Consider the following 26,454-nt stretch of genomic DNA (forward strand, 5'->3'; position numbering starts at 1 on the left):
CGCGTCGAGTCCGAAGAGATGTTTACTTGATGGCCGAGAGGGTCTCGGCGGCGGCCTCGAGCACCGAGTCCGGCAGCGGGGCCGAACCGGCGTTCTTCGCCGCGACCTGCTGGCCGAGGGTGCTGGTGACGAAGCCGAGGTACGACTTCACGAGCTCCGCCTGGGCCGCGTCCTTGAACGTCGAGCAGGTGATCGCGTACGACACCAGCGGGATCGGGTAGGACTCGGCGGTCAGCTTCGAGTAGTCGAACTTCTTCGACAGGTCGCCCGCGACGCCGTTGCTGGCGTCGACCGCGGCGGCCTCGAACGTCGCGGTGACGGCCTCGGCGCTGTAGGGGACGGCGGTGCCGTCGGTCACGATCGCGGCGGCGTTGAGGTCGCCGATGGCGGAGTGGTCGGCGTAGCCGATCGTGCCGGAGCCGGCCTTGACGGCCTCGACGACGCCCGAGCCGCCCTTCTGCTTCGAGACGTTGCCCTCGATGGGCCAGTCCTTGCCCGCGGGGGCGGTCCACACCGACGACTGGGTCGCAGCGAGGTAGTTGGTGAGGTTCTGGGTGGTGCCCGAGCCGTCCGAACGCGCGACGGTGGTGATGGCGCCGGCGGGCAGCTCGGTGCCGTTGTCGGCGGTGATGGCCGGGTCGGACCAGTCGGTGATCTGCAGCGCGAATATCTTCGCGATGGTCTCGCCCGAGAGCTTCAGCTCGGTCACGCCGGGGATGTTGAAGATGATGGCGACACCGTCGAGGTAGACGGGGATGTTGACGCCGCCCTCGGTGCACAGCGCGGCCGACTGCGTGGTCTGGTCGGCGTTCAGGGGGGCGTCGGAGCCGGCGAAGTCGTACGCGCCGCTGAGGAAGTTGGTGACACCGCCGCCGGAGCCCTGCGACTTGTCGTAGTTGATCGTGACGCCCTTGGCCTGAGCGTTGTAGGCGCTGGTCCACGCGGCCTGCGCGTTGGACTGGGCGCTGGAGCCGCCGGCGGTGATCGTGCCCGACAGGTTGGGGTCGATCGCGAACGCCACGTCGGACGACGAGGGCGACGAGGACGAACCCGCGGCGTCGCCGGAGCCCGAGGGGCCGGCGCAGCCGGCGAGAGTCAGGGAGGCCACGGCGGCCAAGGTGCCCAGCTGGGCGAGTCGGGAGAGCTTCACGATGTGAATCCTTCGCATGTTTGGGGACGGAACCCGGTGCAGGGCTCGACCGGAACGCTAAACATCGACTCTTAAGAGTCTGCGTTGCACGGGTGAACGGAAGGTGAACCGGGGCGGCCGTTCCGGGGTGTTTTCCTGGGCGTTGTACTGTTCACCCCCGTGACGACCTCTGCTTCTCGCGCGCAGGCTCCCTTGGATCGGACGGATGCCGCGCCGCCCGCGCGCACGCTCATCGACCTCCTCGCGGGAGTGGCCGCACGGCATCCGGAAGCGTCCGCGATCGACGATGGATCCGGGGCTCTCAGCTACCGGGAGCTGCTGGCACGCGTGTGGCGGACCGCGGCGGCCCTGCACGAGGCCGGGGTGCGTCGGGGCGACCGTGTGGGGGTGCGGATGCCCTCGGGATCGAAGGAGCTGTACGTCTCGATCCTCGCCGTGATGGCCGCCGGAGCCGCGTACGTCCCCGTCGACGCCGACGATCCCGACGAGCGGGCGCGTCTCGTCTTCGGCGAGGCCGGGGTGCGTGGCATCATCGCGGGTGCGGGCGAGTACGTCCCCCGTGATCCGGATGCCGACCTCGTCCCCCTCTACGACGGTGCGGCGCCCCACCCGAGCACGAACGCGGTGCCGATCGTCGCTCCGCCCACCATCGATGACGACGCGTGGATCATCTTCACCTCCGGGTCGACGGGTGTGCCGAAGGGTGTGGCCGTCACGCACCGCTCGGCCGCGGCGTTCGTCGAGGCCGAGGGGCGCATCTTCCTTCAGGGCGAGCCGCTCGGTCCGGGTGATCGCGTGCTGGCCGGACTGTCCGTCGCCTTCGACGCGTCGTGCGAGGAGATGTGGCTCGCCTGGGGGCACGGGGCGTGCCTCGTGCCGGCTCCGCGCTCCCTCGTGCGCTCGGGCGAGGACCTCGCCCCTTGGCTGCTGCGGCAGGGGATCAGCGTCGTCTCGACCGTTCCGACGCTCGCGGCGATGTGGCCGGCCGAGGCGATCGAGAACGTGCGTCTGCTGATCTTCGGAGGCGAGGCGTGTCCTCCCGAGCTCGCGGCGCGTCTGGTGGCCGAGGGACGTGAGGTGTGGAACACGTACGGCCCCACCGAGGCGACCGTCGTCGCGTGCGCTGCGCCGTTGGACGGTTCCCTCCCGGTGCGCATCGGTCTGCCGCTCGACGGGTGGGCCTTGGCCGTCGTCGACGCGGACGGCTCACCGGTGGCCGAGGGCGAGGTCGGCGAGCTCATCATCGGCGGCGTGGGGCTGGCCCGGTACCTCGATCCGGCGAAGGATGCCGAGAAGTACGCGCCCATGCTCTCCCTCGGGTGGGAGCGGGCGTACCGCTCCGGCGACCTCGTGCGCTTCGACTCCGCGGGACTGGTGTTCCAGGGACGCGCCGACGACCAGGTGAAGGTCGGCGGGCGGCGCATCGAGCTCGGCGAGGTGGAGTCGGCGCTGCAGGACCTCGACCGGGTGAGCGCGGCGACCGTCGCGGTGCGCACCACCGACGCCGGGGTGCCCGTGCTCGTGGGATACCTCGTGATGGACGACGGTGTCGAGCTGGACCGGCACGCGGCCCGGGCGGCGCTGGCGGAGCGTCTGCCCGCCGCGACCATCCCCCTTCTCGGGGTGGTGGACGCCCTTCCCGTGCGCACGTCGGGAAAGGTCGACCGGGATGCGCTCCCGTGGCCGTTGCCGGGCGCCGACATTCCCGCCGCGACCGACTTCTCACCCGACGAGGCGTGGTTGGCCGAGCAGTGGCAGGCGGTCCTCGGCCTGAGCGTGACCGAGAGGAAGGCCGACTTCTTCGACCTCGGCGGGGGATCGCTCGCCGCCGCACAGCTCGTGTCGCGCATCCGGGCGCGGGTGCCGGAGTTCTCCGTGGCCGACATCTACGACGTGCCGCGCCTCGGCGCGATGGCGAAGGCCCTCGGGCCGCAGCTGCGCGAGGACACGCCGGCGACGTTCCATCGTGCCGCGCCGACCCCGCGCGCGACGCAGTGGGTGCAGACCCTGCTCGGTGCGCCGCTGTTCATCCTCTCGGGCGTGCGCTGGCTGCTGTACCTGCTGACCGCGTCGGCGATCCTGCGCCTGATGCCGGGGTTCGACGTTCTGCCGGCGGTGTCCCCGGCTGTGCTCGTGCTCGGGCTCCTGGTCTTCGCGACGCCGTTCGGACGCATGGCCATCGCCGTGGCATCCGCTCGTCTGCTCCTGGGCGGGGTGCGACCCGGGGATTACCCGCGCGGCGGGTGGGTGCACGTGCGCCTGTGGCTCGCCGAGCAGATCGCGGATCAGGTGGATGCCGTCGGCCTCGCCGGAGCGCCCTGGGTGTCGTACTACGCCCGCGCGTTGGGTGCGCGGATCGGGCGCAACGTGGACCTCCACGCCCTGCCCCCGGTGACGGGCATGCTCGTCGTGGGGGACGGGGCGTCGATCGAGCCGGAGGTCGACCTGACCGGCTGGTGGATCGACGGTGATCTCGTGCGCATCGGCGAGGTGCGCATCGGCGCCGAGGCCACCGTCGGGTCCCGTTCGACGCTCGCACCCGGGACGCGCATCGGCCGTCGCGCCGAGATCGCGCCCGGCTCCGCCGTCTTCGGTCGTGTCAAAGCCGATCAGTCGTGGGCCGGGTCGCCGGCGGTGCGCGTGGGAGGGGCGACGGGAGGATGGCCCGCGGAGCGTCCCGCTGCGCCGACCCGCTGGCTGTGGGCGTACGCCGCGTCGGCCGTGGTGCTCGCTCTGCTGCCGCTCGCCGCGTTCACGGTGGGCGGTCTCGTCCTGGCGCAGGGGATGCGCGGCGCCGCCTCTCTCGCCGGGGCCGTCGGGACGGGGTTCGTCTGGCTCGTGCCGGCCGTCGCGGTCACGGGCCTCGTGTTCGCGGCATCCGTCGTGCTTCTCGTGCGGGCGCTGTCGATCGGTCTCGTCGAGGGCACCCACCCGGTGCGCAGCCGGGTCGCGTGGCAGGCGTGGACGATCGAGCGCCTGCTCGACGCTGCGCGCACGATCCTGTTCCCGCTGTACTCCTCGTTGTTCACCCCCGTGTGGTTGCGTCTGCTCGGTGCGCGCGTCGGACGCGACGTCGAGGCGTCGACGGTTCTGCTCCTGCCGTCGATGACGCGTATCGAGGACGGCGCGTTCCTCGCCGACGACACCATGGTCGCCTCGTACGAGCTGCACGCCGGATGGATGCGGATCGGTCCCGTGCGGATCGGCAAACGCGCGTTCCTCGGCAACTCCGGGATGGCGGCTCCGGGCCATCGCGTTCCCCGTGACGGCCTGGTCGCCGTGCTGTCGGCGGCGCCGGCGAAGGCGAAGCCCGGGTCGTCCTGGCTCGGTTCGCCCGCCGTGCGCCTGCGCCGCCTGTCGGCCGAGGGCGACGAGTCGCGCACGTATCGCCCCAGCGCCTCGCTGCGTCTCGCGCGCACGGTGTGGGAGCTCTGCCGGTTCGTGCCGGTCGTGGTGACCTGCGGTATCGGGCTCGGCGTGCTCTTCACCCTCGCCGCGCTCTGGTCGGCGTGGGGGCCGGTGTGGGCGCTGCTGCTGTCGGGGATCGTGATGCTGGCCGCGGGTGCGGTCGCGGCGGGCGTGTCCACCGCGGCGAAGTGGGCGATCGTCGGTGTCATCCGCGCCGGGGAGCAGCCGCTGTGGTCGAGCTTCGTGTGGCGCACCGAGGTGTCCGACACCTTCACCGAGATGGTCGCGGCGCCGTGGTTCGCGCGAGCTGCCGCGGGGACTCCGGCGCTCGCCGTGTGGCTGCGCTCGCTCGGGGCGAGGATCGGTCGCGGCGTGTGGTGCGAGAGCTACTGGCTGCCCGAGCCCGATCTCGTCACGCTCGGCGACGCGTCGACCGTCAACCGGGGGTGCGTCGTGCAGACGCACCTGTTCCATGATCGAATCATGAGCATGGACACCGTCGAGCTCGAGCCGGGCGCCACCCTCGGTCCGCACAGCGTGGTGCTGCCGGCATCCACGCTCGGAGCGCACGCCACCGTCGGGCCCGCGTCGCTCGTCATGCGCGGTGAGACCGTGCCGGTCGGCTCGCGCTGGAGCGGCAACCCCATCGGCCCGTGGCGCGCGGTCAAAGTGCGCGCGTACCAGTCGACGACGTGAGCGCGGCCGATCCCTACGCCCCGCAGAGCGGCGACACGTCGTACGACGTCGAATCGTACGATCTGTCCCTGAGCTACCGGGTGCGCACGAACCGTCTCGAGGGCGTGGCCCGGATCACGGCGGTCGCGCGCGAGTCGGCGACCTCGTTCGCCCTCGACCTCGTCGGGTTGCGCACGTCGCGGGTGCGTGTCGACGGAGAGGTCGCGCGATTCGCGGCCGGTCCGCGCATTCTGCGGGTGACTCCGGCTCGGGCGCTCGTCGCCGGCGACCGCTTCGAGGTCGAGGTGACGTACGCGGGGGCTCCCTCGCCGCGGCGCTCCCGCTGGGGCACGGTGGGCTGGGAGGAGCTGACCGACGGAGCGCTCGTCGCCGGACAGCCGATCGGTGCCCCGACGTGGTTCCCCTGCAACGACCGGCCCGACAACCGGGCGCGGATGCGCATGGAGATCACCGTGGACGACGGCTACACCGTGGCGGCCACGGGCGTCGCGTCCGGGGTGACGCGGCGCGGGGGACGGACGGCGACGACGTTCACGTCGGAGGTGCCGACGGCGACGTATCTCGCGGCGGTGCACGTCGGGCGGTATCGCACCCGTGCGCTCGCGGGGAGCGGAGTGGACGTGGTGCCCCCGGTGCACGTCACGGCGCCGCCCGCCCTGACGCCCGGTGCGGATCGTGCCTTCGCCGCGGTGCCCGACATGCTGCGGCTGTTCGACCGAGCCTTCGGCGCCTACCCGCAGGAGGCCTGCACGCTCGTGGTGACCGCCGACGAACTCGAGATCCCCCTCGAGGCACAGGGACTCGCCGTATTCGGGATGAACCACCTCGTGCCCGCCGCGCAGCGCCTGGTCGCGCATGAGCTGGCGCACCAGTGGTTCGGCAACAGCGTCGGCATCGGTCGGTGGAGCGACATCTGGCTCAACGAGGGTTTCGCCTGCTACGCCGAATGGCTGTGGTCGGAGGCGTCGGGCGGGATGACCGTCGACGCATGCGCGGCAAGCCACTACGGGCGGGTGGCCGCGCAACCACAGGACCTGCGCGTGGTCGATCCCGGACCCGACGACATGTTCGACGACCGGGTGTACAAGCGTGGTGCGCTGACCCTGCACGCGCTGCGCGGGCACCTCGGTGACGTGGCGTTCTTCGCGCTGCTGCGCTCGTGGGTGGCCGAGCATCGGCATGGCCTCGTGACGACGGACGACTTCCGCTCCGCCGTGGGACGAGCCGGGGGAGAGGATGCCATGGCGCTGCTCTCGACCTGGATCGATCACGTCGAGCTGCCCCCGCGCGTCTGAGCGGCAGGGGTTCGGGGCGCGGCAGGCGGGCCGGCAGAGCCGGCGGGCTGGGCTGGCGGGCTGGGCGGGCTGAGGGCGTGGGTTGGCGGGCTGGGCTGGTGGCCGGGGCCGCGGGCTGAGGGCGTGGGTTGGCGGGCTTGGTCCCCGGCCTGGGCTGCGGGCCCGGGTCGGCGGGCTGGCCCACCGAGATCAGCGCGACCGGATGGGCGAAGCACGGGGCGTGGTGAGTCGAGGTGGCGACGCGGGTCGGTGCTTTGTGGAGGTCGCGCCGCGTCCTCCGCGCCGAGCGGAGTGCAGATGGCCGCGCAAGGGCGTTTTCGAAGCAACGTACTGGCCGTGCCCGCGCACCCGAAAGGCGGCCTCCCCATCTCAGAAGGGTGCGGGTTGTCGTCCGGGGATCCCGGACGGAGGGGAATCGTCACCGACGAAGCGGACGGCGGGTGAGTACGGGAGGGGGTGGTCGGTGTAGGTGCGTCCGGTGGGTGAGGTGAACTCGATGACCCCGCCGGGGAGTTGTCGGACTTGCCATCGGGTGAATTGCTTCTGGGTGTGGTGTCTTTGGCAGAAGTGGCAGAGGTTGCACACGTGGGTTTTGCCGCCGAGGGCGTGATCGAGGTTGTGGTCGACCTCGCACCGGATGGCGGGGGCCGTGCAGCCGGGCCACCGGCAGTGTCGGTCGCGGGCGCGGAGGTACCGGTCGATCGCGGCGGTGCGCTGGTACGTGTCGGTGCACAGCACCGCGCCGGTGACGGGGTTCGTGAGTACCCGATCCCAGGGCACCCTCGTCGCCTCGGCGAGGCGCCGGGCTGTGTCGATATCGATGGGGCCATGTCCGACGAGTTCGGCGGGGTCGATGTTCTCCCGCTCGGGATTCAGGACGGACAGCGCCGGGACGACGACCTGCACACGCGCGCGGATGGCGCCGAGTGCGCCGGGGCCGTCCTCGGTGCGGGTGGGGTCGGCGTCGGGCGCGGCAGTCAGGAGCAGGTCGGCGAGGATGTCGGCGCGCACCTGATCCGCGCTGCGAGTATCCGGCTCGGCATCGCAGCTCCTCCCCCCGCTGGGAACCGGGCTGCCCGGCACTTCCGATACAGGCGGTGGCGCGTCGATGTCCTGCCGCGCATCGATCAACACCCGCGACTGCTGCGTCAACCGGTCATAGATCCCCACCGCGAGCACCGTCGGAAGCGTCGCGATCAGATCCGACATGCCGTTCTCGCCCCGCACCACCCGAACGCATCGTTCCTCACGGCCCCGCCGGTGACGTTCGGTGATGGTGGTGGGCTGCAACCGCTCCGCCAGAGTCGCCAACCGTGCACGCAGCCGCCCGGGACTCAACCCCTCCGCGGTGGTGACGGCGAGAACATCGAACTCCCCGCGCTTGTCGAGCGGCACCGGGGTGCCGGCATCCACGATCGCCTGGACATGCGCCCGCGACAACGCCCCCGCCTCCCACGCGTCAACGGTCGCCGGGAAATGGTCGACGAGCGTCAGCGCTCGCCCAATCTGCGCTTGCACGCTCCGATCCGACAGGCACCCCGCGGCCGCGATCTCCGACGCCACCTCCCGCAGCGCCATCTCCGCCTCCCGAGACGACGCCCGCTGCCCCGCCATGACGTCGAGAGCGAGACGTCCCGCGCGGGCCAGCGCTCGCGTCTTGCGGGCTTCGGCGGCCGCGAGTGCGGCATCCGCGTCGAGCACCTCGGCAAGCACGACAGCAAGCGGGTCGCGCTCGTCGGCTGGTGGTGGCGGAGGTGTCGGAAAGCTCATGCAGGCATGCTAGCCCACACCTCCGACATTGGGGCGCTGACCGGGGCTTTCTGTGCATAAGCCGAGCGGAAAGGCGACTGTGGAGAAGCCGTCGCCGCCACGTATGGCGCGCGAAACCGGATCCCTTTGGCGCGCCTCCCACCTCACCCCGGCGCAGCTCGCCTCAGCCCCACGCCCCACGCCCCACGCCCCGCGCCCCACGCCCCGCGCCCCGCGCCGTTCGCTTCAGCCCCGCGCCCCGCGTCTTACGTCCCGCCCCTGGCGCCTTTCACCGCTCAACGATCCGCGCGCCGAACGCCCCGTGCCCCACCCAGTGTCCATGTGCCACGCCTCGCGCGCTTCGCTCCACCCCCATGCCCTTCGCCCCAAACCCCACGCCCCACCCCCATGCATCAAGCCCCGCGCCCCAGGCGTCCACCCACCCCGGTCACCCGACTGAACGCGAACACCCAGCCCTCACCCCTCACCCGAAGCGACCCCCTGATCCACCGCCACGGCGATCACAACGCCCTCCGGTCCGTCGACGTCCCAGCCGGCCCATCCGCCGACCCCATCGATCGCGGCGGTCCATCCGTCCGTGCCGTCGTGCACCTCGACCCGCCGCGGATCGACCGTCAGTCCGCGCCCGTCCGCCTTCAGGACCGCCTCCACTCGAGCCCAGGCGCGTTCAGAGACGGCGGAGCCCAGCACGCGATCCAAGCCGATGGCGCCGAGAGGAACGGCATCCACCCCGATGCCTCGTCCTGCGACGGTCGACACCGCGGCCACGGCCCATCCTCCGGCGTACGAGACGGACACGGCGGCATCCCCGCCACGCACCCGAATGCGGCCGTGTTCGCCTCCGCACGCCGGGCAGCGCGAGACCATGTCGGCGCCGGGCAACAGCTCGGCGAGCAGAGCGCGAGACGTCTCGCGACGCGCGGTCGCCGGCGGGATCCGACGCCACGCGACGCGGATCCCGGCGGGCGGGGTCACACCCGTGGCTCGTGCGTCTCGATCGCGACGATTCCGGCACCGGGGTGCTCGACCGGTACGTGCACGACCGAGAACGCGCCGGGCGACAACGCCGACGCGCTGCCGAGGTACGAGCCGCTCATGGTCCCGGTGGCCAGGGCGAGCTCGTGGAGGATGTCGGGCAGCACCGGGCCGTGGCTGGTGAGCACGACGGGTTTGCGGGCGCGCACGCGCTGTCCGACGACCGTGCGCGCATCGGCGCGTCCGTCTTCCCAGGCGTCCTGGCTGATCTCGGGGCAGAGGTGCAGGCGCTGTCCGAGCGCCTGGGCGATCGGGGTGGCCGTGCGCACGCACCGTTCGGCGGGGCTGGAGTACACCCGTCGCACGCCGAAGGCGAGGAGCGGGCCGACGATGGATGCCGCTTGCCGGCGTCCGCGGGGGGTGAGCGGGCGCGCGCCGTCGGCGCCGTCCCAGTCGTCGCGGGAGAGCGCCTTGCCGTGGCGGAGCACCACGATGGGGAAGGTCGGAAGCGCGTCCTCCTCGACGATCCGCGTGAACTCGTCGAGGATCTCGATGTCGACGGGGTAGCTGAGGTGCTTGCGCGCCTTCTTCAGGCTCATCCACTCGATCGCGGCGACCTCTTTGTTCGGGACGAACGAGGAGGTGCGCACCGCGGCGTCGGTGGCCTCGGCGGCCCAGTAGTGCACGATCTTCGTGCGCGAGTTCGGCATCCGGTACCGAGAGACTCCGACCGGCACCCCGAGGGCGACACGGATGCCGGTCTCTTCGCGGATCTCGCGCACGGCGGTCTCGGCCAGCGTCTCGCCGGGGTCGACCTTGCCCTTGGGCAGGGTGAGGTCGCGGTACTTCGTGCGGTGGATGATCAGCACGCGGAGCTTGCCGTCGACCCGTCGCCAGACCACACCGCCCGCGGCGTAGACGGCCGTCTCCTTGCCGGAGGCGGTCACCTCGCCGTCTTCGCGGATCATGACCGCGCCACCCGCATGAGGCGTCACCGGGCCGTCCGCGTGCGTCGACGCCGCTGAACCTGCGCCATGGTGTGCTCCTGCAGGTCGATGAGCGGGGCGCCCGCGGCGTCGACGCTGTGGCGCGTCCACTCGCCCTCGGGGCCGAGGTGCCACGAGCTGGTGCCGTCGTCCATGGCGAGGTCGAACAGCGCGGTCAGCTCGCGCAGCTGGTTCTCGTCGACGACGCGGACGAGCGCCTCGACGCGACGGTCGAGGTTGCGGTGCATCATGTCGGCGCTGCCGATGAAGATCTGCGGGTCGCCGTCGTTCGCGAAAGAGAAGATGCGCGAGTGCTCGAGGTAACGACCGAGGATCGAGCGCACCGTGATGTTCTCGCTCATGCCCGGAACACCCGGTTTGATGGAGCAGATGCCGCGCACCCACACCTCGACGGGGACGCCCGCCTGGCTGGCGCGGTACAGCGCGTCGATGATCTGCTCGTCGACCATGGAGTTGACCTTGATGCGCACTCCCGAGGGCTTGCCCTCGAGGGCATGACGGCGCTCCTTGTCGATGTGGCGCAGCAGACCCTTGCGCAGGTGCAGGGGAGCGACGAGCAGGCGCTTGAACTTCTTCTCGATCGCGTACCCGCTGAGCTCGTTGAACAGGCGGGTGAGGTCGCGGCCGACCTGGTCGTCGACGGTGAAGAGCCCGAAGTCCTCGTAGATACGGCTCGTCTTGGGGTTGTAGTTGCCCGTGCCGACGTGGCTGTAGTGGCGCAGCCGCCCCTCTTCCTCACGGATGACGAGGGCGAGCTTGCAGTGCGTCTTGAGCCCGACGAGTCCGTAGACGACGTGCACCCCGGCCTTCTCGAGCTTGCGCGCCCAGACGATGTTGTTGGCTTCGTCGAAGCGGGCCTTCACCTCGACGAGGGCGAGCACCTGCTTGCCGGCCTCGGCCGCATCGATCAGTGCCTGCACGATGGGGCTGTCGCCCGACGTACGGTACAGCGTCTGCTTGATGGCGAGCACGTGCGGGTCGCGCGCGGCCTGCTCGAGGAAGGCCTGGACGCTCGTCGCGAACGACTCGTAGGGGTGGTGCACGAGCACGTCGGCCTTGCGGATCGCCCCGAACAGGTCGGCGCGGCCGTTCTGCTCGGGCGGCTGGAACGCCAGCGCGGTCTTGGGCACGTGCGGCGGGTAGTGCAGGTCGGGCCGGTCGATGCGCGACAGATCGAACAGGCCGCGCAGGTCGAGGGAGCCGGGGAGACGGTAGACCTCCTGCTCGGTGATGTCGAGCTCGCTCAGCAGGAGCGCGCGCGTGACGTCGTCCATGTCGTCGGTGATCTCGAGGCGGATCGGCGGACCGAAGCGCCGGCGCAGCAGTTCGGCCTCGAGCGCCTGGATGAGGTTCTCGGTCTCGTCCTCCTCGATCGTCATGTCTTCGTTGCGGGTGAGGCGGAAGGCGTGGTGATCGAGCACCTCCATCCCGGGGAAGAGGTCTTCGAGGTGGTTCGAGATGAGCTCTTCGAGCGGCAGGTAGCGGACCCCCGGCCCGTCTCCGGCGACCTCGACGAAGCGCGGCAGCATGGGCGGCACCTTCAAGCGCGCGAACTCCTGGCGCCCGGTGCGGGCGTTGCGGATGCGGATCGCCAGATTCAGCGACAGCCCCGAGATGTAGGGGAACGGGTGCGCGGGGTCGACCGCGAGCGGCATGAGCACGGGGAAGACGTTGCGCTGGAAGTACTCGGTGAGCCGTGCCGCCGTGTCGGCGTCGAGCGAGTCCCACGAGACGACCTCGATGCCCGCCTCGGCGAGGGCGGGGCGGACCTTCTCGGTCCAGGCCGCGGCGTGGCGCAGCTGCAGGCGGTGCGCTTCGGCCGAGATGTCGGCGAGCACGTCGAGCGGGGCGCGGCCCACATTGGTGGGGACGGCCAGGCCCGTCACGATGCGGCGCTTGAGACCGGCGACGCGCACCATGAAGAACTCGTCGAGGTTGCTGGCGAAGATGGCCAGGAAGTTCGCGCGCTCCAGGACCGGGACGGTGGGGTCTTCGGCGAGCTCCAGCACCCGCTGGTTGAACGCCAGCCAGCTCAGCTCGCGGTCGAGGTAGCGGTGATCGGGCAGCTGGTCGTCCGCCGCCTCGACAGCCTCGTCGAAGTCGTCGTCGTCGGCATCGCCGAGGCCGGCATCCAGCGCGTCGTGTTCGATCATTCCCACATCATTGCAGGGGTCGGTGACACGCGAGTGAACTCGTCGTGCGCGCGCCCTCAGGAGGGGGTGGATGCCGCTGCCGGCGCCGCATCGTCCTCGTAGACGTTGAAGCGGTAGCCGACGTTGCGCACGGTGCCGATGAGCTGCTCGAGGTCGCCGAGCTTCGCGCGGAGGCGCCGCACGTGCACGTCGACGGTGCGGGTGCCGCCGAAGTAGTCGTAGCCCCACACCTCGCTGAGCAGCTGCTCGCGCGTGAACACCCGCGACGGGTGCGTCGCGAAGAAGTGGAGGAGCTGGAACTCCTTGTAGGTGAGGTCGAGGGGCTTGCCGTGCACCTTCGCGGAGTACGACGACTCGTCGATCGTGATGCCGGAGGTCTGGATGCGGGTCGACACCTGGTCGACGGTGCGGCGACCCATGGCCAGACGGATGCGGGCGTCGATCTCGGCGGGGCCCGCCCCGACGAGCACGACGTCGTCGATGCCCCAGTCGGTCGACACCGCGGTGAGCCCGCCCTCGGTCACCACGAGCACCAGGGGGGCCTCGACCCCCGTGGTCGACATGATCTTGCACAGCGATTTGGCCCCGACCAGGTCGAAGCGGGCGTCGACGAAGATGACGTCGGCGCTCGGGGCGTTCACCAGCTGTGCGGCTTCGGCAGGGATCTGCCGCACGCGGTGGCTCAGCAATTCGAGCGCGGGCAGCGCCGCGCCGCCGCCGGGGGCGGAGCTGAGTACCAGAAGCTGAGCCACATCGACCTCCAAGCGCAGTCCTGCCGCGCACCGATCATCTTAGGGCGAGGCGCCGCCCGCCTCGATTCGCGGCGCTTCGCGTGCGCGCGCACGTCCTCCTGGGCGATGATGGGGGCATGTCGACCCCCGACCTCGCTCCGCGCCGCACGTTCGGCGGCATCGTCGCCGTCTGGGTGCTGGCGGCCGTCGCCGGGGTCGTCATCGGTGTGTTCGTCCCCGCGGGGTGGCGGGCGCAGTGGATCACCGTCGCGATGGGGGCGTGCCTGATCCTCTCGTTCGCCGTCCAGCTCTGGTACGGCCGGTCGCAGGCGTTCATCCAGCGCATGGCGCTGTCGACGCTGGGCGCCCTCGTCGTCCTCGGCGTGATCACGGCCGGGTTCGGGCTGGCGGCGCTGCTGGCGGGCTAGAGTAACGGCATGGACCTTTTCGCGCTCGAAATGTTCTTCGTAGGACTTCTCGGCCTCGCCTCGCTGGCGATCGCCTTCGTGTCGGGAACAGTCGTCTGGAACCTCTACCGCGGCCAGCGCTGAGCGCGTCGTGATCGAGATTCCGACCGACCTCCCGGCCGACCTCGTCCCGCTCTCCTGGCTCGTCGGGGTCTGGGAGGGCACCGGGGTCATCGACTACGAGGCCGACGGCCGATCCTTCTCGGGCGAGTTTGCGCACCGCGTGAGCTTCAGCCACGACGGGGGCGGGTTCCTCAACTACTCCGCCGACGCTTGGCTGCTCGACGGTGACGAGCGGCGTCCGCTCGTCTCGGAGATCGGTTACTGGCGCCTCGCGCGCCCGGTCGGCGACGCCGACGCGGGCCCTGCGCTGCTGCCGGCGACGGCCCCCGCGGTCGTGCGCACCGCCGACGACGTCGAGGCGCTGCGCAACGCCGACGGCGGCTTCGACATCGAGGTGAGCCTGGTCCACGCCGACGGCGTCCTCGAGCTGTACGTCGGACAGGTGAAGGGGCCGCGCATCGACCTGGCGACCGACGCGGTCGTCCGTACCGCCGGCGCCAAGCCCTACACCGCGGCGACGCGTCTGTACGGTCTCGTCGACAACCACCTGTTGTGGGCCTGGGACATCGCGGCTCTCGGGCGCGAGCTCGGCTCGCACGCCTCGGCTCGTCTCGCCCGGGCGGAGTGACCGTGGCCGCCCTCACCGACGTCCCCGGAGCGGTCGTCGACGACCGCGGCCTGCGTCACGTCGGCTCACCCGTCGCCGAGCAGAGACGCCTGGCAGCAGGCACCGCCGTCGCCCCGCTCGGCGATCGGCGCGTCGTGTCGGTCGGCGGCGAAGACCGTCTGAGCTGGCTCGACTCACTCTCCTCCCAGGCACTGACCCGCCTCCCGCCGGGGGTGTCGACCGAGCTGCTCATCCTCGATCCGCAGGGGCGCGTCGAGCACGCGGCATCCATCGTCGACGACGGCGAGACGGCCTGGCTGATCGTCGACGCGACCGACGCCGACGGACTGGTCGGCTGGCTGACGCGCATGCGCTTCCGCCTGCGCGTCGAGGTCCGCGACCGCTCCGGCGAGCTCTTCGTCGTCGGGGGCACCCGCGCGGCGGTGGCCGCGCTTCGCACCGCGGCCCCGGTCTGGATCGATCCGTGGCCGGACGTCAGCCCCGGAGGGTGGGCCTACGCCCGCGTCGATCCGCACCCGGGTGCGGACCGCGACTGGGCCGAGGCGATCGTGGATGCCGAGGAGTTCGGGCGTCTGATCGATGCGGCGGTACGCGGAGAGACGGCTCTCGCCGGTCTCGACGCCGTCGAGGCGCTCCGCGTCGCCGCCTGGCGTCCCCGCGTCGGGGTCGACGCCGACGAGCGCCTCCTTCCGCATGAGATGGATTGGCTGCGCACCGCCGTGCACCTGTCGAAGGGCTGCTACCGCGGTCAGGAGACCGTCGCCAAGGTGCACAATCTGGGCCACCCGCCACGCCGGGTCGTCGCTCTGCAGCTCGACGGCAGCGACAACGTGCTGCCGGCCCGGGGCGACGAGGTCCGCGCCGGCGACACCGTGATCGGCGCCGTCACGTCGGTCGCCGTGCATCATGAGGAGGGGCCGATCGCCCTCGCGCTCGTCAAGCGCACCGCGCCCGAGGGAGTGCCGCTGGTGGTCGACACCGCCGACGGCCCGCTCGCCGCCGCCGCCGAGACGGTGGTCCCCGCCGATGCGGGCGCCACCGCCGCCGTGCCGCGCCTGCCGCGCCTCGGCCGCCGCCGCGCCGCGGAATGACGAACGACGAGTCCTCGACGACCGTCGGGGTCGTCGTCCCGCGATCGCGACTGAGGTCGACGCTGTCGCGTCGCGTCGTGCGCGTGCGCGAATCCATCCCGGCGATCGCCCAGATCGTGGTGGCCGCCACCGCGGCGTACGCCTTCGCGCATTTCGTGCTCGGGCACCCGGTGCCGTTGCTCGCGGCGACGGTCACGGTGTCGAGTCTCGGGTTGGTCCGTGACGCCCGCCCGTGGCGCGTCGCCGAGACGGTCGTGGGGATGCTCGTCGGCATCCTGATCGCCGAGGTCGTGCTCGTCACCGTCGGCAGCGGCTGGTGGCAGATCGCGGTGGCGATGACGGTGACGCTCGTGATCGCGCGGTTCCTCTCCCCGCAACCGGGCTTCGCCCTCGCCGCGGTGGTGCAGTCGCTCATCGCGCTGGTGGTGGTCACGGGCGCTCCGTTCCTGCGCCTCGCCGACGGTGCGATCGGCGGCGTGGCGGCGCTCATCGTCACCGCGCTCATCCCGCGGACGCTGCGCCGCACCGAGCTGCGCGACGCCGACGAGCTCTTCGACGCCTTCGACGTCGCCGTCGAGACGATCGTGCGGGCGCTGCGGCGCGGGGACAGGGCGCGCGCCGAGCGCGGACTGGAGCGGGCCCGCTCGCTGCAGACCTACGTCGACGCGTGGAGCGGCTCTCTCGAGTCCGGACGGGAGGTGGCGCGCATCTCGCCGTTCCTGCGTCGGCAGCGCACCGAACTGCAGCGGCACGAGCGCGTCCGCGCGGCGTTGGACCTGGCCACACGAAACCTCCGGGTGGTGGCCCGCCGCGCGGCGTATCTGTGCGCCGACGGCGAGAGCCGTCCCGTCCCGGCCGATCTGCTCGCCGAGCTCTCCCGCGGTGCGCAGCTGGTCCGCGACGGTCTCGACGACATCTCCCTCGAACCCGTGGCGCGCGACACCCTCGCTGCCATCACCCGCCGCCTCGACCCGGCGGCGATCCTGCCCGACGGCAGGGTCGGCGAACTCAATCTCATCGCCGCGCTGCGCCCACTCGCGGTCGATCTGCTGGTCGCCGCGGGGATGCCGTCGGCCGACGCCCGCGCCCTGCTCCCGCGCATCTGACCGGACGCGGGGCGTGGGTCGCGTCCAGGCCGGCCCGATCGCGTCCCAGGCCCGCCGGGCGGGCTCTCCGTTCTGATCTAGCCCGGCGCTACGGCGCCCCAGGCCACGCCGACCTCCCCGAGCCGCCAGCGCTCGCGCCGGACCAGCGGCCACCCGGCGTCATCGAGGGCCTGCATCGCCGTGCGCCAGCGGTGCACCGCACCGAAGGGCGCGAGGGCCGCCGCCCGCGTCCACTCCCGGTCCACGGATGCCAGGAACGCGTGCACGCGCTCGCCCTCGACGTTGCGATGGATCAGGGCTTTGGGCAGACGCTCGGCGGCGATCGCGGGGGAGTCGAGCTCGGCCAGCCGGAGCGAGACGGTGAGGCTGAGCGCCACGGCATCCGCCCCCACCTCCACCCAGGTGGCCACCCGTCCGATCTCGTCGCAGGTGCCCTCGACCAGGATGCCGCCGGGCTGCAGGCGGTCGCACATCTGAGCCCACGCGCCGGCGACGTCGTCTTCGTCGTACTGTCGCAGCACGTTCATCGCGCGGATGACGGCGGGCCGTCGCCCACCGGCGACCGGTACCTCGAAGCCGCCGCGTGCGAAGGAGACCCCCGCCACGCCCGCGGCCTGCTCGCGCGCCCGCGCGACGCGGTCGGGGTCGATCTCGAGGCCGAGGACCTCGGCATCCGGTCTCTGCCTTCGCAGTCGAGAGAGCAATTCGAGGGGCGTGACCGCGCTCGCCCCGAAGCCGAGGTCGACCACGAGGGGGTCATCGGTGCGCCGGAGGACCGGATGCCGAGCGATCCAGCGGTCGATCCGGCGGAGGCGGTTGACCCCGGTCGTACCGCGCGTGGGGCGGCCGACGGGGGAGGAGCTCACCCCGACATGATGCCAGGTGCGGCTCGGGCGGGCGGTCGTCGCGTCGATAGCATGGAGTCATGCCTCACACGCTGATCCTCCTCCGCCACGGGCAGAGCGAGTGGAACAAGACCAACCAGTTCACCGGCTGGGTCGACGTGCGACTCACCGACCAGGGCAAGGCGGAGGCGAAGCGCGGCGGCGAGCTGCTCGCCGAGTCGGGCGTCCTCCCCGACGTGCTGCACACCTCGGTGCTCAGCCGTGCCATCCAGACCGCCAACATCGCGCTCGACGCGGCCGACCGCCTGTGGATCCCCGTCAAGCGTTCGTGGCGCCTCAACGAGCGCCACTACGGCGCCCTGCAGGGCAAGGACAAGGCGCAGACCCTCGAGGAGTTCGGTAACGAGCAGTTCATGCTCTGGCGTCGCTCCTTCGACGTGCCGCCGCCGCCGCTGCCCGCCGACGACGAGTTCAGCCAAGTCGGCGACCCCCGCTACGCGGGCATCGACGGCGAGGTGCCCGACACCGAGTCGCTCGCCATCGTGATCGACCGCATGCTGCCGTACTGGCACAGCGACATCGTCCCCGACCTGCAGGCCGGCAAGACGGTCCTGGTCACCGCGCACGGCAACTCGCTGCGGGGCCTCGTGAAGCACCTCGAGGGCATCAGCGACGCCGACATCGCGGAGCTCAACATCCCCACCGGCATCCCGCTGGTGTACCGCCTCGACGACGAGCTCAAGCCGCTCGGTCCGGGCGAGTACCTCGACCCCGAGGCCGCCGCCGCCGGAGCCGCGGCCGTGGCCGCCCAGGGCAACAAGCACTGACACCGAGACGAGAAGAGGGGTGGATGCCGGTCGGCATCCACCCCTCTTCTGCGCGGTGCGGTCAGATGACCGGGCTGGGCTCGTGCGCGGTCTCGTCGTCGGCACCGGCCCAGTCGCCGGTGGCGAGGTACATGACCTTCTTGGCCACCGAGACGGCGTGGTCGGCGAAGCGCTCGTGGTAACGGCTGGCCAGGGTCGCGTCGACGGTCGCTGTGGCCTCGCCCTTCCACGAGTCGCCGAGGACCTTCTCGAACACGCTGACGTGCAGTTCGTCGATGTCGTCGTCGGCGTCGCGGATCGACTCTGCGATGCGCAGGTCCTGCGTGCGCAGCAGCTCGGCCAGACGGCGGGCCACCTCGACGTCGAGTTCGCCCATGCGGGTGAACGTGGTCTTCAGCCCCTTGGGGACGGCGCGCTCCGGGAAGCGCGACCGGGCGAGCTGCGCGATGTGCTCGGCCATGTCGCCCATGCGCTCGAGCGAGGCGCTGACGCGCAGGGCGGTGACGACGATACGCAGGTCGCGCGCGACCGGCTGCTGGCGGGCGAGGATCTCGATCGCGAGCTCGTCGAGCTCGACGGCCTTCTCGTCGATGATGGCGTCGGCTTCGATGACCTCTTCGGCCAGGGCGACGTCGCTCGTCCCGAAGGCGCGCGTCGCGCGGTCGATGGCGATGGTCACGAGGTCGGCGATCTCGACCAGTCGGCTCTGAACGTCCTCGAGGGACTGGTGGAATACTTCGCGCATGGCGGGTACCTTCCTCGTCGGCGGCACGGCACATAGGTGTCCCGCAACCCTCCGGGATTCTTCCCAGCGAAGGTTAACGAGTGGTGCTGTGACAGTGAATAGTAGCCGCTGCTGCCGCTCTCCCGGGGGTGAACGGCCGGTGACGCCCGAGGGGCGCCCCTACGCTGGAGGCATGGAACAACCGCAGCTCGTGCTGCTCGCGCTCCTCGCAGGACTCCTGGTCGGGGCGGCGGTGGTCGGCCTCGTGGTCGCAGCCCTACGCGCTCGCGACCGCTCCCTGGCCCAGACCTCCGCGGAGGTGCCGGAGGGTGTCGAGGCCATGCTGGGGGCGATGGACGACCCCGCCTTCGTGTGCGACACCTCCTCGACGGTGCTGGCGCTCTCGCCGGCCGCCGAGGTGTTCGGCGTCCAGTCCGGAGAGGTCATCGCCAGCGAAGAGCTCAAGCGGGTGGCCCGCGTGGCGCGCGACACCGGGGCCGGCATCGCGGAGAACCTGCGCCTGCGCCGGGGAGCTGCTCCCGCCGAGCCGCGCCTCGTCGCCGTGCGCGCGACGCCCATCTCCGGCCGCCTGACGCTCCTCGTCCTGCGCGACATCACCGAGCGCGAGCGGGTGGAGGAGATGCGGCGCGACTTCGTGGCGAACACCAGCCACGAGCTGAAGACGCCGGTGGGAGCGGTGAGCCTGCTCGCCGAGGCGATCGAGTCCGCCGCCGACGACCCCGCCCAGGTCCGCCATTTCTCCACCCGGCTGCAGGCCGAGGTGACGCGCTTGGCCGCCCTGGTCAATCGCATCCTGAGTCTGTCGCGTCTGCAGGCCTCCGACGAACTGCGCGACGTGCGAGACGTCTCGATCGACGAGGTGGTCGCGGCGGCCGTCGAGGGGTACGCGGTCCAGGCCGATGCGGCCCAGGTCACGGTCGTCCGCGGCGGTACGAAGGGCCTGTGGGTGCGCGGGGAGCCCCAGATCCTCACCGAGGCCGTCGGCAACCTCGTGGCCAACGCCATCGCCTACTCCCCGGAGGGATCGAAGGTCGGCGTCGGGGTCAAGCTCGACGACACCGTGGTCGAGATCGCGGTGACCGACCGCGGCATCGGCATCCCCGAGGGCGACCAGCACCGTGTCTTCGAGCGCTTCTACCGTGCCGACCAAGCGCGCTCCCGGCGGACCGGCGGCACGGGCCTGGGGCTGTCGATCGTCAAGCACGCCGTGCAGCGCCACGGCGGCGAGGTGCGGCTGTGGTCGCGTCCCGATCGCGGCTCGACCTTCACCATCCGCCTGCCGATGTCGGAGGCTCCCGATCTCGAGAGCGTCCGCCCCAAACCCCGCCGCAAGGGCCGCAAGAGCTCCGCGACGACCCCCGTACCCGCGAAGGGAGACACCGCATGACCCGCGTTCTGATCGTCGAGGACGAGCCCGATCTGGCCGACCCGCTGGCCTACCTGCTGCGCCGGGAGGGCTACGAGGTCGAGATCGCCGAAGACGGCGCCCTCGCCCTGACCGCCTTCCGCGAGCGCGGTGCGGACATCCTCCTGCTCGACCTCATGCTGCCCGGCATGCCCGGCACGGAGGTGTGCCGTCAGCTGCGCCTGACCTCGCAGGTCCCGATCATCATGCTGACCGCGAAGGACTCCGAGGTCGACATCGTCGTGGGTCTCGAGCTCGGTGCCGACGACTACGTGACGAAGCCCTACTCGACGCGCGAGCTGCTCGCCCGGATGCGGGCGGTGCTGCGCCGGCGCACCCCCGAGGACGGCGATCTCGACGAGCGCGTCCTCTCGGGCGGCCGGGTCGTCCTCGACATCGACCGTCACACGGTCGCCGTGGACGGGGCGGAGATCGGCATCCCCCTCAAGGAGTTCGAGCTGCTCGAGGTGCTCATGCGTAACGCCGGTCGCGTGCTGACGCGGGGCCAGCTCATCGACCGCGTGTGGGGGACCGACTACTTCGGCGACACCAAGACGCTCGACGTCCACATCAAGCGCATCCGCTCGCGCATCGAGCAGAACCCGAGCGAGCCGAGCATGCTGGTCACCGTCCGGGGGCTCGGCTACCGCTTCGAGGCCTGACGCCGCCGGGAACGACGAAGGCGCCGACGATCATCGTCGGCGCCTTCGTCGTGTGGGCGTCAGCCCGCGGGCGTCGCGGTGGGGCTCGGGGTCGCGACGGGCGTCGGGGTCGAGGTGATCGTGACCGTCGCCTCGGGCGTGGGCGCGAGGGGAGCGAGGTACTCGAGGGCGCCGTCGAGCACGGGCACCTGCATGAGCGAGCCCTCGCCGTCGCCGGACTGGAAGTACACGGGGACGGTGCTGCCGGGCACGGCGTCGATGTCGGACAGGCGCAGCGGCTCGACGTCGTTGGCCAGGTCGCCGAGGCTGAGGGTGCGGTTGGCCGGCACGGTGACCGTCTCACGGACGGCCGAGGTGCCCTCGCCGACCTCGATGTTCAGCGTCAGCTGCTCGGTGGTGTCGTTGACGATCGCGGCGACGAAGTTGCCGGTGGTGCCGTCGTCGTTGGCGACGATGAGGGCGTTGCGCACCGAGAGCGGGCCGGCCGAGGCGGGCACGTTCACGCCGTCGGAGGCCGAGTAGTCGATGGTCGTCGCCTGGGGAGCGATGAGGTTGCACCCCGTCGTGCCCAACAGGACAGCGGCACCCAGGGCGACGGACGCGATCAGGCGCGTTTTCACGGATCCTCCAAGATCGACGGACGGCATTCCCTCCTCATCCTACGGGGTGCGTCACCGCCTTCCGGCGCGCCCTCGCGCGCGCGAGGGCGCCGGGGGAGGGCGGAACCTTAGCGCATGCGGGCCTGTGGTATCCTGGATGTTGCCGAAAGGACATAACTCCATGCTTTTTGAGGTTGGCGAGACCGTCGTTTACCCGCACCATGGCGCGGCCACGATCATCGAGGTCAAAGAACGCGTTATCAAGGGCGAGACGAAGAAGTACCTGAAGCTCAACGTCACCCAGGGAGACCTCGTCATCGAGGTCCCGGCTGACAACGTCGACCTCGTCGGCGTTCGCGACGTGATCGGCAAAGAGGGTCTCGACCGCGTGTTCGAGGTGCTGCGCGCACCCTTCACCGAGGAACCGACCAACTGGTCGCGCCGCTACAAGGCGAACCTCGAGAAGCTCGCCTCGGGCGACGTGATCAAGGTCAGCGAGGTCGTCCGCGACCTGTGGCGCCGGGATCAGGACCGTGGTCTGTCCGCGGGCGAGAAGCGCATGCTGGCGAAGGCCCGTCAGATCCTGGTGTCGGAGCTCGCTCTGGCCGAGAAGACCGACGAAGACCGCGCGAGCGTCGTGCTCGACGAGGTCCTCGCGTCCTGATCCCGCTCGGCGCGTCGCCGCTTCGGCGGCGCGCTAGCGTGAACGGGTGACTCTCACCCCCGTCCCGCGTCTCGCGGTCATCGTCGTCGCCGCCGGCTCCGGCACCCGCTTGAAGGGTGGCGCGCCAAAGGCGTTCGTCGGCATCGACGACCGGTCGATCCTGCACCACGCGCTGCGCGGGGTCTTCGCCGCGACCAGTGCGCAGGTGGTCGTCGTGGTGCCCGAGGGGTACGAGGGCGAGGCGCTGACCGACGCGAGGGATGCCGCGGGCGATCGCGCCGACCTCGTCACGGTCGTGGTCGGCGGGGCGAGCCGGCAGGAGTCCGTCGCCGCGGGCCTCGGTGCGCTCTGGGCCGACGTCGAGACCGTGCTGGTGCACGACGCGGCGCGAGCCCTGACCCCGCCCGCGGTGTTCGACCGGGTGGTCGCGGCCGTCGACGCGGGAGCCGCTGCCGTCATCCCCGTTCTGCCCGTCGTCGACACGATCAAGCGCGTCGACGACCAGGGGCGTGTGGTCGCTCCCGTCGACCGCTCGGAGCTGGCGGCTGCCCAGACCCCGCAGGGCTTCCGCCGCACCGTCTTGGAGACCGCCCTCGCGTCCGCCGGTGCCGACCACACCGACGACGCGGCCGTCGTCGCCGCGGCCGGGCATTCCGTGGTCACGGTCGAGGGTGATGCCGTGGCGTTCAAGATCACGACCGGCCCCGACCTCGACCGCGCTCGCGCTCTTCTCACGGCGGGCGCCGTGGCATCCGTCTTCGCCCCGCCGGCCCGCTCGGCACCACGCGTGGGCATCGGCACCGACGTGCACGGCTTCGGGGGAGAGGGCACCCTGTGGCTCGCGGGTCTGGAATGGCCGGGGGAGCAGGCCCTGTCGGGCCACTCCGACGGAGACGCCGTCGCGCACGCGATCGTCGACGCGCTGCTGGCCGCGGCGGGTCTCGGCGACATCGGCACGCACTTCGGCACCGACCGGCCCGAGTTCGCCGGAGCGCACGCGGCCGCCTTCCTCGCGCACACCGTCGGGCTGCTGTCGGCGGCGGGATGGCGCATCGGCAACGTGTCGGTGCAGGTCCAGGCGAACCGTCCGCGGTTCGCCTCGCGCCGCGTCGAGGCGGAGCAGGCCCTGTCCGCGGCCCTCGGCGGCGCCCCCGTCTCGGTGAGCGCGACGACGACCGACGGTCTTGGCTTCACCGGCCGCAGCGAGGGCGTCGCCGCTTTCGCGACGGCTCTCGTGCTGCCGGCCTAGAGCTCGCGCGTCATGAACGTCGACAGCGGATCGGGCGCGTAGGGCGCGAACGCCGGGCACTCCACGAACCCCTCGCTCGCGTACAGGCGCCGGGCCGGCACGAAGTCGTCGGTGCTGCCCGTCTCGAGCCACAGGCTCCGGATACCGCGCTCCCGCGCGTCGTCCATGATGTGCCGCAGAACGGCCCGCCCGATGCCCTGGCCCAAAAACTCCTGAACGACCCGCATCGACTTCAGCTCGGCCCGACCGGCGTCGAGGTCTTTGCAGGCGCCGATGCCGGCCAGCTCGTCGTCGACCCAGGCGGACCACACGGTGACGCCGTCGGAGGTGAGCCGATCGACGTCGAGGGCGTGCACGCTCTCGGCGGGGGTGTTCTCGAGCATGCCCGCGAGGTGGGCGGCGACGAGGGCGCGCGTGGCGTCTGCGGAGAGGTCGTCGGGGCGGATCAGAAGAGGCACCCCCGCACCCTAACGACCCCATGTTTCACGCACGGGTCGCGTCGAAGACCGGCCGGTAGGCTGGGGCGGTGACTGTTCGGCTGTACGACACGAAGACGCAGGGACTCCGCGACTTCGTCCCCCTCGACCCCTCGAACGTCACGGTCTACGTCTGCGGTCCGACCGTCCAGTCGGGCCCGCACATCGGCCACGTCCGCGCCGCCCTCGCCTTCGACCTCCTGCGTCGCTGGCTCACGCACCGGTACGGCCGGGTCACTTTCGTGCGCAACGTCACCGACATCGACGACAAGGTGCTCGCGAACGCCACCGAGAGGGAGCCGTGGTGGGCGCTGGCCTATCGCATGGAGCTCGAGTTCTCGCGTGCGTATGACGCCGTCGGCATCCTTCCCCCCACCTACGAACCCCGCGCGACGGCGTCGGTGACGCAGATGCAGGAGCTCATCGCCGAGCTCATCGAGCGCGGACACGCCTACGCGGCGGCCGGCGACGTGTACTTCGACGTGCGCTCGTGGCCCGCCTACGGCGAGCTCACGAGACAGAGCCTGGATGCCATGGAGCCCGCGGCCGACGCGGATCCCCGGGGCAAGCGCGATCCCCGCGACTTCGCCCTGTGGAAGAGCGCGAAGGCGGGAGAGCCAGCGTCGGCGACCTGGGCCTCCCCGTGGGGCGAGGGTCGGCCGGGGTGGCACATCGAGTGCTCGGCGATGTCGCGCCGCTACCTCGGTGCCGAGTTCGACATCCACGGCGGCGGTCTCGACCTGCGCTTCCCCCACCACGAGAACGAGATCGCGCAGTCGACCGCCGCGGGCGACGCCTTCGCCCGCTACTGGGTGCACAACGGCCTCGTGACGGTCGACGGCCAGAAGATGTCGAAGTCCCTAGGCAACTTCACCCTCGCGGCCGACGTCCTCGAGGCTCATGACCCTCTCGTGGTGCGCTACGCCCTCGCCGCGGCGCACTATCGCTCGAACCTCGACCTGAGCGAGGCGTCGTGGGCCGAGGCCGAGACCGCGCTCGGGCGCATCCGCACGTTCCTCGATCGGGCTCGTCGCCACGTGCAGCCGGGATGGCCCGAGGCGAAGGAGGGGCTGCCCGAGGAATTCGTCGAAGCGATGGACGACGACCTCTCGGTTCCCCGGGCGCTCGCGGCGATCCACACCAGCATCCGGTCGGGGAATGCGCTGCTGGACGCCGGCCGGTACGATGAGGCGAAGCAGCACGTCATGGACGTCATGCAGATGACGCTCGTCCTGGGTCTCAACCCTCACTCTTCTCAGTGGGGTGACACCGGCGGGGGAGCGGAGACCGCCGCTCTGGACGCCCTCGTCCAGACGATGATCACGCAGCGCGCGCAAGCCCGCGCGGACAAGGATTGGGCGGCCGCGGATCGCATTCGAGACGCGATCGCCGCCGCAGGAATCACGCTGGAGGACACTCCGGCCGGAACGCATTGGAGTATCGATGGCTAAGCCTGGACGCCCGGGAGCACGCAACCCCGGCAAGAAGAAGGGCCCCCTCAAGGGCACCGGCGGACACTCCCGCAAGGCGCTCGAGGGTCGCGGACCCACCCCGAAGGCGGAGGACCGCGCCTGGCACCCCGCCGGAAAGCGCAAGGCGGCCGAGGAGCGATACGCCGCGGCCGGTGGCAAGGGACGGCCGGGTGTCCGCGCCGTCGGCAACCCGAACCGCAAGAGCCCCAAGGCCGCCGACGACACCGAGACCGTCACCGGGCGCAACTCGGTGCTCGAGGCGCTGCGCGCGAAGATCCCCGCCACGGCGATGTACATCGCCCAGCGCGTCGAGATGGACGACCGCGTCAAAGAGATGCTGTCAATCGCGACCAACCGCGGCATCCCCGTGCTCGAGGTGACCCGTCCCGAGCTCGACCGCATGGCAGGCTTCGACGGTGTGCACCAGGGAGTGGCGCTCAAGGTGCCCCCGTACTCCTACGCGCACCCGCAGGACCTGCTCGAGAAGATCATCGACCGCGGTGAGGTCCCCCTGCTGGTCGCGCTCGACGGCGTCACCGACCCGCGCAACCTCGGGGCGATCATCCGCTCCACCGGAGCGTTCGGCGGTCAAGGTCTGATCATCCCGCAGCGTCGCTCGGCGAGCGTCAACTCCGCCGCCTGGAAGACCAGCGCCGGAGCCGCCGCCCGCATCCCCGTCGCCCTGGCGGCCAATCTCACCGCGACGCTCAAGGAATTCAAGAAGCAGGGTGTCTTCGTGCTCGGCCTCGACGGCGACGGCGACGTGTCGCTTCCCGCACTCGAGCTCGCCGATCGCCCCGTCGTGATCGTCGTCGGATCCGAGGGCAAGGGCCTCTCGCGCCTGGTTACCGAGACGTGCGACCAGGTCGTGTCGATCCCCATCTCCACCGCCACCGAGTCGCTCAACGCCGGCATCGCGGCATCCGTCGCCCTGTACCAGGTGTCGACGCTGCGCGGCGCCGTCTGATCC

Annotated in this window: 23 protein-coding genes; 13 read left to right on the plus strand and 10 right to left on the minus strand. The window is 71.4% G+C overall.

The window, feature by feature from the left end; genetic code table 11:
* Positions 1-22: 22 nt before the first annotated feature.
* Complete coding sequence (locus Q9R20_RS11100) at positions 23-1,150, minus strand: phosphate ABC transporter substrate-binding protein PstS (RefSeq protein ID WP_311249396.1); 1,128 nt, start codon at positions 1,148-1,150, stop codon at positions 23-25.
* A gap of 159 nt (positions 1,151-1,309) precedes the next feature.
* On the opposite strand from Q9R20_RS11100, the gene Q9R20_RS11105 reads away from it, so the two are divergent.
* Both Q9R20_RS11105 and Q9R20_RS11110 read left to right on the plus strand, forming a co-directional pair.
* Positions 1,310-5,254, plus strand: a complete 3,945-nt coding sequence (locus Q9R20_RS11105) for a Pls/PosA family non-ribosomal peptide synthetase (protein ID WP_311249397.1) — start codon at positions 1,310-1,312, stop codon at positions 5,252-5,254.
* Complete coding sequence (locus tag Q9R20_RS11110; RefSeq protein WP_311249398.1) at positions 5,251-6,549, plus strand: M1 family metallopeptidase; 1,299 nt, start codon at positions 5,251-5,253, stop codon at positions 6,547-6,549. Before Q9R20_RS11105 ends, Q9R20_RS11110 begins: the two co-directional genes overlap by 4 nt.
* Positions 6,550-6,918: 369 nt before the next feature.
* On the opposite strand, the gene Q9R20_RS11115 is transcribed toward Q9R20_RS11110, so the two are convergent.
* From Q9R20_RS11115 to Q9R20_RS11135, 5 genes are all read right to left on the minus strand, one after another.
* Entirely contained in the window at positions 6,919-8,319 is a 1,401-nt protein-coding gene (locus tag Q9R20_RS11115; RefSeq protein WP_311249399.1) for a DUF222 domain-containing protein, read from the minus strand.
* A gap of 456 nt (positions 8,320-8,775) precedes the next feature.
* Positions 8,776-9,294, minus strand: coding sequence for a 4-phosphopantetheinyl transferase (locus tag Q9R20_RS11120; RefSeq protein WP_311249400.1), 519 nt, complete (start codon positions 9,292-9,294; stop codon positions 8,776-8,778).
* Complete coding sequence (locus tag Q9R20_RS11125; protein WP_311249401.1) at positions 9,291-10,262, minus strand: NUDIX domain-containing protein; 972 nt, start codon at positions 10,260-10,262, stop codon at positions 9,291-9,293. The genes Q9R20_RS11120 and Q9R20_RS11125 overlap by 4 nt, the downstream gene beginning before the upstream one ends.
* A gap of 23 nt (positions 10,263-10,285) precedes the next feature.
* Positions 10,286-12,454, minus strand: a complete 2,169-nt coding sequence (locus tag Q9R20_RS11130) for an RNA degradosome polyphosphate kinase (protein WP_311249402.1) — start codon at positions 12,452-12,454, stop codon at positions 10,286-10,288.
* A 56-nt stretch (positions 12,455-12,510) separates the two neighbouring features.
* Entirely contained in the window at positions 12,511-13,206 is a 696-nt protein-coding gene (locus Q9R20_RS11135; protein WP_295837139.1) for a response regulator transcription factor, read from the minus strand.
* Between the two features lie 116 nt (positions 13,207-13,322).
* Here Q9R20_RS11135 and Q9R20_RS11140 point away from each other — a divergent pair, with 116 nt between their 5' ends.
* The 4 genes from Q9R20_RS11140 to Q9R20_RS11155 all read left to right on the plus strand — a co-directional run bounded on the left by Q9R20_RS11140 (position 13,323) and on the right by Q9R20_RS11155 (position 16,540).
* Positions 13,323-13,613, plus strand: coding sequence for a hypothetical protein (locus tag Q9R20_RS11140; RefSeq protein ID WP_311249403.1), 291 nt, complete (start codon positions 13,323-13,325; stop codon positions 13,611-13,613).
* A gap of 130 nt (positions 13,614-13,743) precedes the next feature.
* Positions 13,744-14,343, plus strand: a complete 600-nt coding sequence (locus tag Q9R20_RS11145; protein ID WP_311249404.1) for an FABP family protein — start codon at positions 13,744-13,746, stop codon at positions 14,341-14,343.
* A 2-nt stretch (positions 14,344-14,345) separates the two neighbouring features.
* Positions 14,346-15,434 (plus strand): glycine cleavage T C-terminal barrel domain-containing protein, encoded by a 1,089-nt coding sequence (locus tag Q9R20_RS11150; protein ID WP_311249405.1) that lies wholly within the window; start codon positions 14,346-14,348, stop codon positions 15,432-15,434.
* Entirely contained in the window at positions 15,431-16,540 is a 1,110-nt protein-coding gene (locus Q9R20_RS11155; RefSeq protein WP_311249406.1) for an FUSC family protein, read from the plus strand. The genes Q9R20_RS11150 and Q9R20_RS11155 overlap by 4 nt, the downstream gene beginning before the upstream one ends.
* Before the next feature lie 77 nt (positions 16,541-16,617).
* Here the strand turns inward: Q9R20_RS11155 and Q9R20_RS11160 are convergent, their stop codons facing one another.
* Complete coding sequence (locus tag Q9R20_RS11160; RefSeq protein ID WP_311249407.1) at positions 16,618-17,406, minus strand: class I SAM-dependent methyltransferase; 789 nt, start codon at positions 17,404-17,406, stop codon at positions 16,618-16,620.
* Between the two features lie 59 nt (positions 17,407-17,465).
* Here Q9R20_RS11160 and Q9R20_RS11165 point away from each other — a divergent pair, with 59 nt between their 5' ends.
* Positions 17,466-18,212 carry a phosphoglyceromutase gene (locus tag Q9R20_RS11165; protein ID WP_295837154.1) on the plus strand — a complete coding sequence of 249 codons (747 nt, stop codon included), beginning with the start codon at positions 17,466-17,468 and terminating at the stop codon, positions 18,210-18,212.
* Positions 18,213-18,273: 61 nt separating this feature from the next.
* Here Q9R20_RS11165 and phoU read toward each other — a convergent pair whose 3' ends face one another.
* Entirely contained in the window at positions 18,274-18,957 is a 684-nt protein-coding gene (gene phoU / locus Q9R20_RS11170) for a phosphate signaling complex protein PhoU (protein ID WP_311249408.1), read from the minus strand.
* A 172-nt stretch (positions 18,958-19,129) separates the two neighbouring features.
* On the opposite strand from phoU, the gene Q9R20_RS11175 reads away from it, so the two are divergent.
* Entirely contained in the window at positions 19,130-20,344 is a 1,215-nt protein-coding gene (locus Q9R20_RS11175) for an ATP-binding protein (RefSeq protein WP_311249409.1), read from the plus strand.
* Positions 20,341-21,024: a response regulator transcription factor gene (locus tag Q9R20_RS11180; protein ID WP_311249410.1), complete on the plus strand. Its 684-nt coding sequence runs from the start codon at positions 20,341-20,343 to the stop codon at positions 21,022-21,024. Before Q9R20_RS11175 ends, Q9R20_RS11180 begins: the two co-directional genes overlap by 4 nt.
* A 59-nt stretch (positions 21,025-21,083) precedes the next feature.
* Here the strand turns inward: Q9R20_RS11180 and Q9R20_RS11185 are convergent, their stop codons facing one another.
* Positions 21,084-21,644, minus strand: coding sequence for a DNA modification methylase (locus Q9R20_RS11185; protein ID WP_311249411.1), 561 nt, complete (start codon positions 21,642-21,644; stop codon positions 21,084-21,086).
* 160 nt (positions 21,645-21,804) lie between these two features.
* On the opposite strand from Q9R20_RS11185, the gene Q9R20_RS11190 reads away from it, so the two are divergent.
* Together Q9R20_RS11190 and ispD are read left to right on the plus strand one after the other, a co-directional pair.
* Positions 21,805-22,287, plus strand: coding sequence for a CarD family transcriptional regulator (locus Q9R20_RS11190; protein ID WP_056229249.1), 483 nt, complete (start codon positions 21,805-21,807; stop codon positions 22,285-22,287).
* A gap of 46 nt (positions 22,288-22,333) precedes the next feature.
* Positions 22,334-23,536 (plus strand): 2-C-methyl-D-erythritol 4-phosphate cytidylyltransferase, encoded by a 1,203-nt coding sequence (gene ispD / locus Q9R20_RS11195; RefSeq protein WP_311249412.1) that lies wholly within the window; start codon positions 22,334-22,336, stop codon positions 23,534-23,536.
* Here ispD and Q9R20_RS11200 read toward each other — a convergent pair.
* Complete coding sequence (locus Q9R20_RS11200) at positions 23,533-23,994, minus strand: GNAT family N-acetyltransferase (RefSeq protein WP_311249413.1); 462 nt, start codon at positions 23,992-23,994, stop codon at positions 23,533-23,535. The genes ispD and Q9R20_RS11200 overlap by 4 nt on opposite strands.
* A gap of 68 nt (positions 23,995-24,062) precedes the next feature.
* Between Q9R20_RS11200 and cysS the strand changes: the two genes are divergently transcribed.
* The gene (cysS, locus tag Q9R20_RS11205; RefSeq protein WP_311249414.1) at positions 24,063-25,463 is read left to right on the plus strand and encodes a cysteine--tRNA ligase; all 1,401 of its coding nucleotides are present in this window, start codon (positions 24,063-24,065) and stop codon (positions 25,461-25,463) included.
* Positions 25,456-26,451 (plus strand): 23S rRNA (guanosine(2251)-2'-O)-methyltransferase RlmB, encoded by a 996-nt coding sequence (gene rlmB / locus Q9R20_RS11210; protein WP_295786838.1) that lies wholly within the window; start codon positions 25,456-25,458, stop codon positions 26,449-26,451. The genes cysS and rlmB overlap by 8 nt, the downstream gene beginning before the upstream one ends.
* The last annotated feature ends 3 nt before the right edge of the window (positions 26,452-26,454 follow it).

It is taken from the genome of Microbacterium sp. PRF11, assembly GCF_031844085.1.
Taxonomy (GTDB): Bacteria; Actinomycetota; Actinomycetes; order Actinomycetales; family Microbacteriaceae; genus Microbacterium.

Excerpts from the sequence above, each read along its gene's own strand:
- Q9R20_RS11115 (WP_311249399.1), bottom strand. The coding sequence starts at position 8,319 with ATGAGCTTTCCGACACCTCCGCCACCACCAGCCGACGAGCGCGACCCG.
- Q9R20_RS11125 (WP_311249401.1), bottom strand. The coding sequence starts at position 10,262 with ATGATCCGCGAAGACGGCGAGGTGACCGCCTCCGGCAAGGAGACGGCC.
- Q9R20_RS11130 (WP_311249402.1), bottom strand. The coding sequence starts at position 12,454 with ATGATCGAACACGACGCGCTGGATGCCGGCCTCGGCGATGCCGACGAC.
- Q9R20_RS11140 (WP_311249403.1), top strand. The coding sequence starts at position 13,323 with ATGTCGACCCCCGACCTCGCTCCGCGCCGCACGTTCGGCGGCATCGTC.
- Q9R20_RS11155 (WP_311249406.1), top strand. The coding sequence starts at position 15,431 with ATGACGAACGACGAGTCCTCGACGACCGTCGGGGTCGTCGTCCCGCGA.
- Q9R20_RS11165 (WP_295837154.1), top strand. The coding sequence starts at position 17,466 with ATGCCTCACACGCTGATCCTCCTCCGCCACGGGCAGAGCGAGTGGAAC.
- phoU (WP_311249408.1), bottom strand. The coding sequence starts at position 18,957 with ATGCGCGAAGTATTCCACCAGTCCCTCGAGGACGTTCAGAGCCGACTG.
- Q9R20_RS11175 (WP_311249409.1), top strand. The coding sequence starts at position 19,130 with ATGGAACAACCGCAGCTCGTGCTGCTCGCGCTCCTCGCAGGACTCCTG.
- Q9R20_RS11180 (WP_311249410.1), top strand. The coding sequence starts at position 20,341 with ATGACCCGCGTTCTGATCGTCGAGGACGAGCCCGATCTGGCCGACCCG.
- Q9R20_RS11190 (WP_056229249.1), top strand. The coding sequence starts at position 21,805 with ATGCTTTTTGAGGTTGGCGAGACCGTCGTTTACCCGCACCATGGCGCG.
- rlmB (WP_295786838.1), top strand. The coding sequence starts at position 25,456 with ATGGCTAAGCCTGGACGCCCGGGAGCACGCAACCCCGGCAAGAAGAAG.